General features: G+C 40.0%; 16 protein-coding genes and 1 tRNA gene. 5 read left to right on the forward strand and 12 right to left on the reverse strand.

Translation table 11 applies throughout. The features are described 5' to 3' along the window. Positions 1 to 2 precede the first annotated feature (2 nt). The 9 genes from PQO01_RS07400 to PQO01_RS07440 are packed head-to-tail and all read right to left on the reverse strand — an operon-like array spanning position 3 to position 6,978. The gene (locus PQO01_RS07400; RefSeq protein WP_274313389.1) at positions 3 to 641 is read right to left on the reverse strand and encodes a radical SAM protein; all 639 of its coding nucleotides are present in this window, start codon (positions 639 to 641) and stop codon (positions 3 to 5) included. Between the two features lies 1 nt (position 642). After that, entirely contained in the window at positions 643 to 1,506 is an 864-nt protein-coding gene (gene nadC / locus PQO01_RS07405; protein ID WP_274313390.1) for a carboxylating nicotinate-nucleotide diphosphorylase, read from the reverse strand. Between the two features lie 2 nt (positions 1,507 to 1,508). After that, the gene (locus PQO01_RS07410) at positions 1,509 to 2,594 is read right to left on the reverse strand and encodes an MraY family glycosyltransferase (protein WP_274313391.1); all 1,086 of its coding nucleotides are present in this window, start codon (positions 2,592 to 2,594) and stop codon (positions 1,509 to 1,511) included. Position 2,595: 1 nt separating this feature from the next. After that, positions 2,596 to 3,084 carry a 2-C-methyl-D-erythritol 2,4-cyclodiphosphate synthase gene (gene ispF / locus PQO01_RS07415; RefSeq protein ID WP_274313392.1) on the reverse strand — a complete coding sequence of 163 codons (489 nt, stop codon included), beginning with the start codon at positions 3,082 to 3,084 and terminating at the stop codon, positions 2,596 to 2,598. Then, positions 3,084 to 3,599, reverse strand: coding sequence for an LPS assembly lipoprotein LptE (lptE, locus tag PQO01_RS07420; RefSeq protein WP_274313393.1), 516 nt, complete (start codon positions 3,597 to 3,599; stop codon positions 3,084 to 3,086). Before lptE ends, ispF begins: the two co-directional genes overlap by 1 nt. Next, positions 3,599 to 4,693, reverse strand: a complete 1,095-nt coding sequence (locus PQO01_RS07425; protein ID WP_274313394.1) for a tetratricopeptide repeat protein — start codon at positions 4,691 to 4,693, stop codon at positions 3,599 to 3,601. Before PQO01_RS07425 ends, lptE begins: the two co-directional genes overlap by 1 nt. Further along, the gene (locus PQO01_RS07430) at positions 4,690 to 6,009 is read right to left on the reverse strand and encodes a serine/threonine protein kinase (RefSeq protein WP_274313395.1); all 1,320 of its coding nucleotides are present in this window, start codon (positions 6,007 to 6,009) and stop codon (positions 4,690 to 4,692) included. Before PQO01_RS07430 ends, PQO01_RS07425 begins: the two co-directional genes overlap by 4 nt. A 6-nt stretch (positions 6,010 to 6,015) precedes the next feature. After that, positions 6,016 to 6,399 (reverse strand): hypothetical protein, encoded by a 384-nt coding sequence (locus tag PQO01_RS07435; protein ID WP_274313396.1) that lies wholly within the window; start codon positions 6,397 to 6,399, stop codon positions 6,016 to 6,018. Between the two features lie 30 nt (positions 6,400 to 6,429). Next, a complete protein-coding gene (locus PQO01_RS07440) occupies positions 6,430 to 6,978 on the reverse strand; it encodes a hypothetical protein (protein WP_274313397.1) in 549 nt (182 codons plus the stop codon). Between the two features lie 349 nt (positions 6,979 to 7,327). Here PQO01_RS07440 and PQO01_RS07445 point away from each other — a divergent pair, with 349 nt between their 5' ends. Together PQO01_RS07445 and PQO01_RS07450 are read left to right on the forward strand one after the other, a co-directional pair. After that, positions 7,328 to 7,570, forward strand: coding sequence for a hypothetical protein (locus PQO01_RS07445; RefSeq protein WP_274313398.1), 243 nt, complete (start codon positions 7,328 to 7,330; stop codon positions 7,568 to 7,570). Positions 7,571 to 7,619: 49 nt separating this feature from the next. Further along, a complete protein-coding gene (locus PQO01_RS07450; protein ID WP_274313399.1) occupies positions 7,620 to 8,120 on the forward strand; it encodes a TrmH family RNA methyltransferase in 501 nt (166 codons plus the stop codon). A 476-nt stretch (positions 8,121 to 8,596) separates the two neighbouring features. Here the strand turns inward: PQO01_RS07450 and PQO01_RS07455 are convergent, their stop codons facing one another. Then, positions 8,597 to 9,040: a SufE family protein gene (locus PQO01_RS07455; protein ID WP_274313400.1), complete on the reverse strand. Its 444-nt coding sequence runs from the start codon at positions 9,038 to 9,040 to the stop codon at positions 8,597 to 8,599. A gap of 185 nt (positions 9,041 to 9,225) precedes the next feature. Here PQO01_RS07455 and PQO01_RS07460 point away from each other — a divergent pair. Continuing rightward, positions 9,226 to 9,299, forward strand: a tRNA-Arg gene (locus tag PQO01_RS07460). A gap of 116 nt (positions 9,300 to 9,415) precedes the next feature. Here the strand turns inward: PQO01_RS07460 and PQO01_RS07465 are convergent. Both PQO01_RS07465 and PQO01_RS07470 read right to left on the reverse strand, forming a co-directional pair. Further along, positions 9,416 to 9,712 (reverse strand): type II toxin-antitoxin system RelE/ParE family toxin, encoded by a 297-nt coding sequence (locus PQO01_RS07465; RefSeq protein WP_274312893.1) that lies wholly within the window; start codon positions 9,710 to 9,712, stop codon positions 9,416 to 9,418. Beyond that, positions 9,709 to 9,930 carry an addiction module protein gene (locus tag PQO01_RS07470; protein WP_274312894.1) on the reverse strand — a complete coding sequence of 74 codons (222 nt, stop codon included), beginning with the start codon at positions 9,928 to 9,930 and terminating at the stop codon, positions 9,709 to 9,711. Before PQO01_RS07470 ends, PQO01_RS07465 begins: the two co-directional genes overlap by 4 nt. A gap of 250 nt (positions 9,931 to 10,180) precedes the next feature. On the opposite strand from PQO01_RS07470, the gene PQO01_RS07475 reads away from it, so the two are divergent. Next, on the forward strand, positions 10,181 to 11,500 hold the full coding sequence (locus PQO01_RS07475; protein ID WP_274311999.1) for an IS1380 family transposase: 1,320 nt from the start codon (positions 10,181 to 10,183) through the stop codon (positions 11,498 to 11,500). Between the two features lie 256 nt (positions 11,501 to 11,756). Beyond that, positions 11,757 to 13,148 (forward strand): sulfatase family protein, encoded by a 1,392-nt coding sequence (locus PQO01_RS07480; RefSeq protein WP_274313401.1) that lies wholly within the window; start codon positions 11,757 to 11,759, stop codon positions 13,146 to 13,148. The last annotated feature ends 216 nt before the right edge of the window (positions 13,149 to 13,364 follow it).

Here is a 13,364-nt window from a genome sequence, read left to right on the forward strand (position 1 = left end):
TGTTATACGCCTTTAGTATCTTCACTCCAGATTAGTTTGTGAAGTTGAATTTGCATACGAATGTTCAGGCCAGATTGCAAAATCAAATTCGCCAATTCTTCACGACACATAAGTCCAAAAACTGTCGACATTATTACAGTACATTTTTTTTCAAGTTTGTATTCTCGAATTGTTTTCTCAGCCCACAAAAAGTCTTCTTTATTTTGTATTACGAACTTCACTTCGTCCCTCGGAGTCAGTTTAGCTATGTTCTTAAGTTCATTCTTATGAGACATTTTGCTAGCAGGACATTTGATGTCCATGATTCTAATAGACTTGTTTGAGACAAGATCTATATCCATGTGACCACCAGTTTCCACTAAAACAGTTTTACCTAAGTCGAGAAGTTTTTGAACCAATTCACCCACATTTTCTTGGGCAAGGGGCTCGCCTCCCGTGACTTCAACTAAGTCACAGTTGAGTTCTTCAACTTGAGCAATGATTTGATCGATGGATAGGGCGTCTCCACTCGTGAAGCTATATTCCGTATCACACCAAGAGCAACGCAAGTTACAGCCAGAAAGGCGAATAAAAGTACAGGGTAAGCCAGACCATGTGGATTCTCCCTGTAAGCTTTTGTAAATCTCGGTGATATAGAGCAATTTATACGCCAGGTTTAATTTCTAAAGAAATATCAATTGAACCAGCTGAATGCGTTAGGGCACCAACTGAAATATAATCCACACCTGTTTTTGCGATTTCCGCAACTCTTTCTACAGTAATTCCACCACTCGCTTCTAATAAGCATTTACTTCCAGTCATACGGACGGCTTCTGACATTTCTTCATTAGACATGTTGTCCAAAAGGATGTAATCAGCCTTTGCATCTAGAGCTTCTTGAACTTCTTCTAAAGTATCTGCTTCGACTTCGACTTCAATTTCGGGAAAAGCTAAGCGACAAGAACGTACCGAGCGTAAAATGCCGCCAACACCTTCGGCTGCAGCGAGTTCACGGTGATTATCTTTGATCATGACGCGATCATATAGACCAAAGCGATGATTGCTTCCACCACCACAAAGAACAGCATATTTTTCAAGGGCACGCAAGCCAGGAGTCGTTTTTCTTGTATCGAGAATTTTGGCTTCAGTACCTTCAGTTTCTTTAACGAAAGTCTGTGTAGTAGTAGCTATGGCGCAGAGGTGTTGCAAAAAGTTTAAAGCAACTCGTTCACCTGTAATGATAGCGCGAGCATTGCCTTTGGCAATGGCCATGATTTGTCCTTTTTTACATGCTGAACCATCTTCAATTAAAACTTCAAATTTCACTGCAGGATCAAGCTCTTTTAAAACAGTTTCAGCAAGGGCAAGGCCAGCTACAGTACAATCTTGCTTAGCAAGAAAATTGGCGGTGCATTGAAGGTCAGTAGGAATACAACCTAAAGTCGTCGCATCACCACTTCCAACATCTTCCACAAGAGCAGTTTTTACTGCTGTTTGGATTTCGATTTTTAACTTATCAGTTATCATGTTTATTTCCTGAATTTTTGTCTGCTGTGCAAAATAGTCATAAAAATGAGAAGCGCAATCACTTGAGTTAAAATGAGAATCATCACGGCAATATTAGCTTTAATTAGAGCAATACCTGAGAGGCAAATAATGAGGCATAAAGAATGGACTAGGAAAACGGAGGCTCTACGAGAAAAGCCCATTTTAACAAAGCGGTGGGAGATATGATTGTGGTCGCCAATATATACGGGTTTTCCCTGTCGAGTTCTGATCACAATAACTGAGGCTAGATCAAAGAAAGGGATGGCAAGAATCAAGATAGGTATGATAAAGGGATAGCCCGTTTGATGTGCTTCTCCAGAGGTATAAGTGACTAAGATACCGCAGACCCCTAAGAGGTAGCCGACGAAATGACTGCCGGAGTCACCTAAGAAGATGCTCGCGGGATTGCAATTAAAGATATAAAAGCCAAAACAAGAACCACACGTCACCGTAGCTAGGATAGAGACCAAGTATTGCCCTTGTAAACCTGCGGAAATCGCAAAGGCTCCAGCACAAATGGCTCCAACGCCACAACAAAGACCATCCATGTTATCTAAAAAGTTAACGGCATTTAGAATTGTTAATAAAATCATGCCCGTAGCGAGGCTCGCAATTATTGGGTCACTGATAAAGGAAACTCGTATTCCTGCAAAAGCAGTCCCAAAACATAGCGATGCTTGGAGGAATAATTTGAATTTTGCTGACATGGGTGAGCGGTCATCTACAAGTCCAAGAATGATGAAACTTATGGCACAAAAGACAATGACAAATAATTGATTTAGGGCAGGGTTTCCACTTGAAAAGATATTTGAGTACGAAGCAGGTAGAAGTTCAATTTTATTTCTGGCGACAAAAAGTCCAATAAGCAATGTACTAAGCCAGCTGAGGCAAACGGCCGTGCCACCTAGCAAAGGCGTGGCGTCACTATGCATCTTGTGCCCTTCGGAAAGAGGCTTGTCAAGAATATTAAATTTCCAAGCCAACTTTCGACAAATGGGAGTGAAAATTAATGCCAAGACAAAAGATAGCACCATGGCAGCTAAATAGATGGTCCACCAATCTTGCAAATTATTTCTCTTGGCTAGTTTTTTGTAGCATTAGGTGTGCTTGGGCAGCAATACCCTCAGCACGACCAAGAGAACCCATTTTCTCAAAGGTGGTTGCTTTGATGGAAACTTCATTGATAGTCACTTTAAAAAGCTTGGCAATGACTTGTCTCATGGAAGGGAGGTAAGCGGCCATTTTTGGTTCTTGAGCAATAATCGTGCAATCTAAATTAACTAGACTCCAATCTGAAAGGTATTTTGATTCAAGCACATGTTCTAAGAGTTTTACGCTATTGGCACCCTTGAATTCCTCTTTGGTATCTGGAAACCATTGACCAATATCACCAAGGGCTAGCGCACCTAAGACGGCATCTGTAATTGCGTGAAGTAAAACATCGGCATCCGAATGTCCAAGAAGTCCTTTGCCATGAGGGATTTTTACCCCACCAATGATTAGATCTCGCCCACTGACGAGTTGGTGGACGTCAAAGCCAGTTCCAACTCTATACATTACCAACCTTCTGCGAGTTGCGTCACAACTTTAGTGGCCATGCTATAAGCGGCTCTTTCGAGTCCTTCTCTTCTATTTTGTTCAATACTGACACCGTCAGAAAAATCACCATTACCAGTCATTGAGAACTTTTGAATAACAAGCTTTTTAGGAGTCACAACTTCGTAGTCAAATTTTACTGTGGCACGATAATTATTTACTCGGTATTTCTTTTTTTCCTCATCATCTCTTGAGAAACCAACTTTTCTATAGCTGAATTGAGGAATCGTCCCCTGGATAATGGCATCTGCTCGGCCTTCACCTGCGTTGACGAGTTCATAAGTACCATCTTGACGGATAGCCTCTTTGAGTTTGTCCATAACGATGAGCGCTAAGCGTGGCTCATCACTTAAATTTTTAAGCTGGCCAACACTGACGCGTTTGATTTGTGGATGTCCCATATTGCCGATTTGATAACCAGAGCAAGAAACGAGGGCTAGAGCTAAAGCGAAACTTGTTAAGAGTTTTTTGATCATTACTTTCTTCCTTCCTCTTTGTTGACGGTGTCGGTGTTTTCTAGGGGGACTAAATCAAGTCCTAGGTCTTCGACGGGGACTAAGTATTTGCCTTTACTATCCTCAGGACGAACAATAATACGGCGAATTGAACGATCTTTAGCTTGCGGCGCTAAAGGAGTAAAGATTTGCTGTTCGAGTTTTGTCTGAAGTTCATCATTGCGTTTTTTAGTGATTTGTCTAGTCTTGAGCTCGCCTTTGTAGTTCGAGTCAAGTTTCTCAAGTTTAGCCTCAGCTGCTAAAGCCGCTTCAGTATCAGGGTAGTTTACTACAACTTTGTAGAGGTAGCGCTTAGCGGCATCAGGTCGAGAATGAACTGGATCCAAATAAAATAAGGCCAAGTTGTAAATTCGTTCAGCTTCAATTTCACGAAGGCTTTGAAGTTGGTCTTTAGCTTCAGCTAAAAGGGGGTGCTTATTGTATTGATTAATGAATAATCTAAGCTGAGTTTTAGCTTCGCGCATGAGCTCGAGGTTGCCGTGAATACCTCTCATACTATGGGTATTAAACTGGGCAATATAAATTCGTGCGTAACCCGCTTCGTCGGATTTTGGATAGGTGGCAATCAGTTTATGATAAGTGCTCATGGCAGCAATATCATCTTTGTCATCTTGTTGGAGCATACCAATTCTCAGCATTGAAGTTGCCGCACCCTTTGAGTATGGAGCTTGTGCAATGAGTTCCTCGTAAAATTCGATGGCTTCTTCTGATGAACCGAAGAAGTTTGAACTACCACTCTTTTCATAACGAGTATTAGAGATCTCGAACTGCAGATTCAAAACTTTTTCATAATCAATTTCAAAATTGTAGTCATCAACTAATTCTTTTAAAATATCGAAGGCGTCTTCGAGTTCGCCTTGGTGATAAAGTGCTTTAGCTTTAAAATATTTGAGAGTTGCAATCTGCTTGCGGTTGGTTTCAGTAAGTAAAGCCTCATTAACGTCAATAATCACTTGATCATATTTTTCGAAGGCTAAGTTCTCTTCAATTTTTTTATTGACTGTTTGAGCAAAAATTAATTGGCTCATCAAAATCAATAATATAAAGTATTTCACGGCTGCGAGGCTCCTTTTTGCAGTATGTCTAAAGATGACTCGAACTGAAAGCCCCTCGCTTGGAGGTCTTGAAGTCGGCCAACTATAAATTTTAAATTCTTTTTATCAGCTTTATGTAAATCGTTTTTATGCATTTGCAACTTCAATCTAACCGCATTTAAAGCCTCTTCTGAAGGCTGTGTACGATTTAACATCATGCAACACATTTGTACATCCTTATTCACTACCTCAGATTTGTAATTATTAAGGTAAAGGAAAATAGTCACGGATGAGCAAAGCGCAAATAGACATATTAGCAGTAAAGCTTTTATCAGCGCATTCTTTTTAACTTTTTTGTGGAACGAATCAAGTTCTTCGCTTAAATGAATCGCATCTTGGTAGCGCTTGTCGGGGATTTTATCGAGGCAACGGCGACATATCTTTTCTAAAGTGGGATGTATGAGTCTGCCACCACGACCGCGCTTTGGGAATGCAGGGGTGGTGTTTTTTATTTCATTAAAGATCTGTCGAAAATTGGTGGAAGTCTCGTTGGTGAAAGGATGAGTGCCGTAAAGAATTTCGTAGAGGATAATTCCCATGGCAAATACATCAGTTCCTCGGTTCGTGCTTCGTCCCAAACCTAGAGTTTGTTCTGGCGCCATGTAAGCGGGGGTTCCACTGATTTCGCCATTCATTGTTAGGCGAATATCCCCTTTGTCTTCAAAGCGGCTGACAGCTTTCTCTTCAGGCATCGGATCGTGTTGTGGCTCTTGTTCATTTAAGTTGCGAGCTAAACCCCAGTCTAATAAGAGAACGCGTTGGTATTCGTCCACCATGATGTTCTCTGGTTTGATGTCACGATGAATGATGTTGTTTTCGTGGGCGTAGGCTAGGGTATGACAAGTTGTTTTGAAGATTTCTAATAAGTCAGTGAGGGTACTGTCATCGTAGATCTCGCGCAATGTTTTTCCCGTGACAATGGGCATCGAATAAAAAACATCGTTGTTACCAATTTTTCCTAGGTTATAAACGGGGATGATTCCAGGGTGCTGCATGTACGCCATGATCAAGGCTTCGTTGATGAAGCGCTGTGAAACTTTGACCTTCTTTTTGTACTGATCTTTAAGGATCTTTAGTGCAACGCTACGACCGAGCATGAGGTCACGGGCTTTTACAATAGTGGAGTTACCACCACGGCCAATAATTTTTCTAACTCGGTAGCGGTCGTTGAGGTCAGGGAGGCTGTCAAATATATCTAAATAATCATGTTCCTGGGAACTGCTATGAAAGTCGTCTTCAGCAAGTTCCTTATTATAGATTGTTTGAGCAACGTCCATTTAATCCTACTGAATGAGAGGTAAGAGCTCGTTTGCAACTTTATTACTCAAAGAATCATTTGGCTTTTTATGGCGGCTAGAATAGATGCGGATTTCGCAAACATTTTCGAGTTTCTGTTCGAGCTCAATCGAAACTTCGTAGCCCTTATCGAGTTTGCCTTTCATTGAGAGACGAGTCTTTGAACTATGTGTAATTTGTGAGCCCAAGTCATCGGCTAAGTATTTTAAAGAAGGGTAAAATAAATCTTTAGCTTGTTTATCTAAATGAATAATGACTTTACCATTGCGTGCCATGTATTGGCCGCTCTCATCTTTTAAGTTTGTGGGAGTGTTGACACAACTAAAACTTACGGCACTCAAAAGAGCGAAAATTAAAATATTTCTGATCATGGATGATTCCTAAATTTACTTTTATAAAAATTAATCTTTTAATTCTTCTTCGTCCAACTCATCTTGATCATTGTCATCATCAAAGTTGTGGATAGTTTTTTTAACTTCTTCTACGGGATCGTCAGGAATGTGTGTTAGACCACAGATAGTCGCCACTTTATTTCCAATTTTTCTCGCTTCAGATCTTTTTAGACCTTCGCGAATAATTAGGTCATCTGAATCCGTGATGGACAGAAATAGAGTGTAAGAGGGGCGCAGTTGAGGCGTTTGCTGAAAGAATACACTAGAGCAAATACCAGTACGGACTTTTTTGACAAAGCCAAAGTGATAAACTTCTTGGCGAAAATTATTATGGCCTGCCACAAAAGTCGTTTTTGACCAAGAGAAGAGGCAATAGATGGAAGTTATAAAGAAAAAGCATATAACTAGAAATAGAATGAAGTCTGAACCCACTAACTCCATATTTCGATCGCGCCAAAATTGTACTAAAATAAGGCCAAGGACAGAAAGGCCGAGCCCGGATAAAATTCTATTAGATGGGTTAACAAGCACCATCTGTGATTTTTCGTCTTTTTTCATCTTTTCTTTTTGTTTTAATGATTTAAGCTTGCTCAAATAGCAACAAGTATATCTTAAGCAGGAATTCCGGAACTTAAAGATGATCCATCTTCTTTACGCAATATTTTATCTATTATTAGTTTTTTCTCCAATGAGAAAGATGAGTCGCCGCTATTCCCGCTTACTTATTTCACTCACTATTTTGGCTCAGCTCTTCATACCTAATCAGGCATTAGCGTATTTAGTCTTTGGCTCTTTGCTCCCAGTTTTTTTACATTTTTTCATTTTAATTAGTGTAAAAGGGCAGTTTTTTTGCCTAGCTTTTAGCTTTTGTCGGCTAATGAATTTCTTGGGATTTGATAGAAAAAGATTGCAACATTTATTAGCACTCAACTTAGATCAATCCTACCAAGAAATTCCTAATTTAAGTTTTAAGTCAGCTACTGAATTCTCATTGATATTACGACTTTGCCAAGAGCGCAAATCTTGGCAACAAGTCATTGAGGATTATGATTTGTTGAGTATTGAAGAGCAAGCGGCGTACGAAGATCTATACACAGAGGCTAAGAAAGAAAAAGATCTACAAGCCGCAAAGTGTGAAAATGAACTTTAAAGCGAGCGTCTTGGTATTAGTGTTGAGCTAATTGATTAGAGAGTATATTATGCCCAAATTTGAACATATTCGTCACAAACCACCGACAGAATTAAAACAAGAACGTCCCTTTATTATTGCTTGCTCACCTTTGCGCAGCCATGTCAACCTTTCCACAATTATGCGCATGGCAGGTTGCTCGGGAGTGACGCAAGTTATTGCGACGGGAAATGCTAAAGTGAATGCCAAGATTGCTCGTGATGGAGCCGATCAAGTGAAATTGACAACTAAGAATAGCTTGCCACCAGTCTTGAAAAAACTTAAACAAGAAGGCTACACCCTTGTGGGTTTGGAGCAGACCACAAACTCGAATAATCTACATAGCTTCGACTTCCCTCATAAATGCGTCTTAGTCGTAGGAGCTGAACGTGAGGGACTTTCACAAGATTGCCTAGATTGCCTTGACTATACGGTAGAAATCCCCGTTTGGGGTTTACCGTTTTCTTATAACGTAGCTTCGGCCACGTCATTAGCGGTTTATGAATACTGTCGCCAATATCCTGAAGGCTAATTCCGTTTCATTTAATTAGCCAATGCCACCTCAATTCTTTGGATAAAGAAAGATGCTGTGCCAAAGGCACTGAGCATAAATCAGCTAATGTAGCTTCGGCCACATTATTAGCGGTTTGTGAGTACTGTCGCCAATACCCTGAAGGCTAATTCCATTTCATAAAATTAGCCAATGCCATCTCCATTCTGTGGATCAGGAAAGATGCTGTGCCAAAGGCACTGCGCATAATTCAGTTAACTTAGCTTCGGCCACGTCATTAGCGGTTGATGAGTACTGTCGCCAATAGCCAGAAGGCTAATTTCGCTTCATTAACTTAGCCAATGTCATCTCCATTTTGTGAATAAGGAAAAATGCTGTGCCAAAGGCACTGCGCATAACTCAGCCTGTGGTTTCAACCACAGGATTGTGTTCGTGACCCACATCCCGTTCTAAAGGAACGGCGCATAATCCTCAATTTTTCTTAAATGACTATCAGATTAGATAGCGTAATCTTGAATGCCTTGGGCGGCTAGAGCAGAGAAAGTTGCGCAGTAGAGCATGATTTGCTTGTGGAGACTACTAAGTCCATTGCGGCGATTCATTGATAGATGTTCACTTAAGCCCGCTGTTTCTAAAAAACTTGCATCCAGTGCCATGGCTTCGGCAGGCGTCAGTCCCGAGTAAACTTTTGCGAAGACCGTACCAAGTCCCTTTGGAATAGCGGCATCACTATCAGCAGAAAAATGAACTTGGCCAGCTTTGAGTTCCGGAACTAACCAAAGTTGAGAGGTGCAGCCCGATATTTTGAACTTATCAATGCGCTTATCTTCACTTAAATCACCTGCTTGGCGACCAAATTTAATTAACCAAGTAAAGCGATCATCTATATCTTCAATTTTTCCTAAATCTGCAATGAGTTTATCTTTATCTTCTATAGCCATTTTTATCTCAAAATTTTTCTTATTAATTGGCGCTAAGATAGCAGAGCTTCATATCTGAGCAATCGCAAAAAGCAAGAATATTAATGCCCCATTTAGCACAAGACAAAAAAAACTTGAATTAAAGTCAAAAAAGCCCTTTTTACGAGTTGCTTTTTTTACAGGTCACTGCAAATTCAAGGCCACATGCGCTCGTAGCTCAGCTGGATAGAGCAACGGACTTCTAATCCGTAGGTCATAGGTTCGAATCCTATCGGGCGTACTAAAAAGCCTCAGTAAGTAATCTTGCTGAGGCTTTTTTATTGCTATGAGGCACACTTAGTGTACTTTTTGAAAAGGGCTGTTCAATAGAGTACAGAATTTTGTTAGATTTCGGTTTTACTTTAGCCTATTAGACCAGTATTCGGGGAATCTTTTATGGTGGGCAATTGCGACAATCCAAAGAGCATCATTTTCGATTAGATATACAACTTTAAAGGGGAATCTAGATGTACTAATTCTTCTAGTTCCATCTTCGTATAATTTCCATATAGTAGGATTTAGTGCAATGATTTTGATTGTCTTTTTGACTTCTTTGTGAAAATCTAGTCCTAAGCTTTTATAAAGCTCTTCATAGTACTGGATAGAATTATCAAGTTCCTCAATAGCTTGAGGAAGGAACTTTATGGATATCATGAATATTTCTTTTCTAGTTGAGCAAATACTTCATCAGCATCTACTCCAACAGCAGTTCCTTCATTGATTGATTGAACTCTTTTTTGTATTTCTAATTCATAATTAATTGAATCAGATTCTTGATATTCAAGACTTTCAATTAAATCATGTATTAAATGCGCTCGATCTTCTTGTGAAAGACTTAAAGCTTCATTTTCTATTTTTTGTAAAAGAGTCATAGTTCCGTTATCCGTTGTTAAATAAAGATATATTCTTCTTTTCGTAAATCAATCTATTCATTTAATTTATTAATCTAACGACCTAAATTACCTGAATTCGAGGAACGAGAATTTCAGGTTCATTTTTTGGTTAGTGTTTTTATATACCTGAATCCGTGAGCTGATCTTAAAAAACAGCTTAAAAACAAGAAAACCTGTTGGTTTATAGTAATTTAAGTTACGACACCAAAATCACCCAACAGGTTTTCTCATGAATAAAGCATTTAAACTCGACACAGGCAATGATTCCCTTCACAGTATTGGCGGAATATTTTTAGGTGGCCAAGTCCTTCAACAAAGTGAAATTGACGATGAGTTCAATACAGATCACAAGGCCAATCATATCTTTCAAGATCTAGATATTTTCAAATCACAGGTGGGGTTACTGATTCAGGGGCGTGAACGCTTCACAGATATTAGTCAGTTTCGTGAAAACGAAGTCTTTATGAAATCACTTGGATTAAACAAAGTTCCATCCGAGGAACGTTTGCGTCAACGACTAGAAATCATGTCTTCTGAGCATGAAGTGCATTTAAAATCAGCGAATACAAACCTGCTCAAAAAACAGTGTATAGGTAATATATCAAAAGGGGGGATGAATTTTATTCCACTCGATATGGATGTATCACCCATGGATAACTCCGGTAGCCATAAAGAAAATGTGAGTTGGACATATAAAAATCATGACGGATTTTCTCCCATGTTTGCCTACCTTGGAACTGAGGGCTTTATGCTAAATAATGAGCTGCGTCCAGGTTCACAGCATGCACAAAAAGGGATGCCAGAGTTCTTAGATGACAGCTTTACTATGATCAAAAAATTAAAGCTTAAGCACCCCGTACTACTTCGTTTAGATTCCGCTCACGATGCTGAGGTTAATTTCGGACACCTTCCTGATGATCAATATTTTCTGATTAAACGGAACCTTAGAAAGGAATCTAAAGAACAGTGGCTATCCAACGCACGGCGTTTAGGGCGACAGCTTAAATCTCGAGATGGTAAGAGTGTCTTTGTCGGTGAACTCCATCACAAACATCCTGGAAACAATGAAGAACATAAAGTGGTTCCTGTTATTTTTAAAGTTACGGAACGACTCGAAGATCAAGATGGCAATCGACTTTTGATGCCAGAAATCGAAGTGGAGACCTATTGGACGAATTTACCTTTAGAAGCCGAGGATGTGATCGAACTTTATCACGATCATGGAACCAGTGAGCAGTTCCATAGCGAATTGAAGAGCGATATGAATGTAGAGCGTTTACCCTCAGGGAAATTTAAAGCGAATCAATTCTTTTTGCACTGCGCTATGCTCGCTTTTAATGTGCTCAGAGTCATTGGTAATCACCTTATCCATAATAAATCTTTGGCTCCAATTAAAATCAAAGCCCAACGACGCCGCCTACGGTGCGTGATACGTGACTTGATTTTAACCGCTTGTAAACACGTAAAGCACGCAGGAGATGAAACTCTCAAGTTTGGTCGACATAGCCCTTGGTTTAAGCTGTATCAAAAAATATCATTTAGCCTTTAATCCACTAATAAGAAGTTTATTGCAAAGCTCTTTTATTGAGTTTTGTGCTTTACTCTGTCCAAGTTGGGTGAATTGCCTTAGAAATTGCTATATTTACTATCCTTAGACACCTGATCACGAGCGATAGGCTTAAGAAATAAGGACATCTCACAATCTGGGATAAAAACGATCTAAGAATTACTCGACCAAACCATTATCTCATGAATCTCAAAACCTGATCACGGATTCAGGTACTATACTCATATTTACATTTTCCTTGTTTGCAGAAGAAAAAACTAATATTTTATTCATCTTTGCCGACGATCAATCTTATGAAACAATTGGCAATCAAACAGAGTGTAAAACTCCCCATTTAAATCGTTTAAAAGACTCCGGTATAAATTTTACTCACGCATACAATATGGGGGCGTGGAATGGCGCAGTCTGTGCGGCCAGTAGAGCTATGCTAAATTCGGGGCTTTTTGTTAATAGTGCACAACAGGGAATTAAAAAATATCCTCATTGGTCCGAGCTTATGAGTCAAGCGGGATATAAAACCTACATGACGGGGAAGTGGCATGTCCCAGGTAAACCGCGCTTTGATGTGGTTAGGGATCCACGTCCCGGTATGCCCAAGCAGACTGAAGAAGGATATAACCGCCCACTCAGTCCTGAAAATTATGAGCAGGGATGGAAGCCATGGGATAAAAGTAAGGGAGGTTTTTGGGAAGGAGGCGTTCATTGGACCGAAATAGTGACAAATCATGGCATCGATTTTATTAAGGAAGCAAAGAATGATAAAAAACCTTTCTTTATGTATATTGCCTATAACGCTCCACACGATCCGCGTCAGGCCCCTAAAGAGTATGTGGATATGTACCCACTAAACTCAATCTCAGTGCCTGAAAATTTTCTCAGTGAATACCCCAAGAAAGAATTAATTGGCTGCGGCCCCTTGCAACGAGATGCACGCTTAGCTCCATTTCCAAGAACGGAATATGCCGTAAAAGTTAATCGTCAAGAGTACTTTGCTTGTATTAGCTACATGGATGCCGAAATAGGGCGTTTGCTAAAAGCTTTAGAGGATTCTGAACTAGCGGAAAATACGCTGGTGATTTTCACTGCTGATCATGGACTGGCAGTTGGTCGCCATGGTTTTCTAGGAAAACAAAATATGTATGACCATAGTGTTCGCGTCCCGTTTCTTATGGCGGGACCAAATTTACCATCGGGGAAGACCATCAGTAGCCCCATTTATCTGCAGGATGCCATGGCAACATCACTCGAAGTAGCAGGAGTAGAGAATGCGCCGCATCTTCAGTTCAAAAGTGTCTTGCCACTCATTAATGGTGAACGAAAAGTTCAATACGAGAAAATCTATGGTGAATATATTGATCACCAACGCATGATCACAAAAGGGGATTGGAAATACATCACTTACCCACATGCCCAACAAGAACGACTTTTTAACCTCAAAAAAGATCCTCTTGAAAAAGATAACTTATCGAAAAATCCAGAATATGCTTTATTGAAATCAAAACTTAAAAGTGCATTAAAAGATCTACAGAAAGAAATGAAAGACGATTTTGATATCGATGCACCACCAGCCTTTTGGGACCCGACAATCAAAAAAAATAAAAAACGCGCAGCTAACACTAAGGTTTATTGAAAGGGATTAGGTAAGGCAGGTGATACGCCTGGGATCCCAATGAGAGGCGTGAGGTTTTGTTTGGGAAGCATGGGGTGCTTAACAGCAGCTTGCGGCTGCCACCGCGGATGATGTTGTAGAGAGACTTATTGAAGAAAATGAGCTTGAATTGGAAGTTTGGAAAACAATAGGGCGACAAATAAAATTTGCCGCCCTACCATTTTTCATGTGGATAAA

The sequence above is a fragment of the Lentisphaera marina genome, assembly GCF_028745505.1.
Lineage (GTDB): Bacteria > Verrucomicrobiota > Lentisphaeria > Lentisphaerales > Lentisphaeraceae > Lentisphaera > Lentisphaera marina.

Excerpts from the sequence above, each read along its gene's own strand:
- nadC (WP_274313390.1), bottom strand. The coding sequence starts at position 1,506 with ATGATAACTGATAAGTTAAAAATCGAAATCCAAACAGCAGTAAAAACT.
- ispF (WP_274313392.1), bottom strand. The coding sequence starts at position 3,084 with ATGTATAGAGTTGGAACTGGCTTTGACGTCCACCAACTCGTCAGTGGG.
- lptE (WP_274313393.1), bottom strand. The coding sequence starts at position 3,599 with ATGATCAAAAAACTCTTAACAAGTTTCGCTTTAGCTCTAGCCCTCGTT.
- PQO01_RS07430 (WP_274313395.1), bottom strand. The coding sequence starts at position 6,009 with ATGGACGTTGCTCAAACAATCTATAATAAGGAACTTGCTGAAGACGAC.
- PQO01_RS07435 (WP_274313396.1), bottom strand. The coding sequence starts at position 6,399 with ATGATCAGAAATATTTTAATTTTCGCTCTTTTGAGTGCCGTAAGTTTT.
- PQO01_RS07440 (WP_274313397.1), bottom strand. The coding sequence starts at position 6,978 with ATGAAAAAAGACGAAAAATCACAGATGGTGCTTGTTAACCCATCTAAT.
- PQO01_RS07450 (WP_274313399.1), top strand. The coding sequence starts at position 7,620 with ATGCCCAAATTTGAACATATTCGTCACAAACCACCGACAGAATTAAAA.
- PQO01_RS07455 (WP_274313400.1), bottom strand. The coding sequence starts at position 9,040 with ATGGCTATAGAAGATAAAGATAAACTCATTGCAGATTTAGGAAAAATT.
- PQO01_RS07465 (WP_274312893.1), bottom strand. The coding sequence starts at position 9,712 with ATGATATCCATAAAGTTCCTTCCTCAAGCTATTGAGGAACTTGATAAT.
- PQO01_RS07470 (WP_274312894.1), bottom strand. The coding sequence starts at position 9,930 with ATGACTCTTTTACAAAAAATAGAAAATGAAGCTTTAAGTCTTTCACAA.
- PQO01_RS07475 (WP_274311999.1), top strand. The coding sequence starts at position 10,181 with ATGAATAAAGCATTTAAACTCGACACAGGCAATGATTCCCTTCACAGT.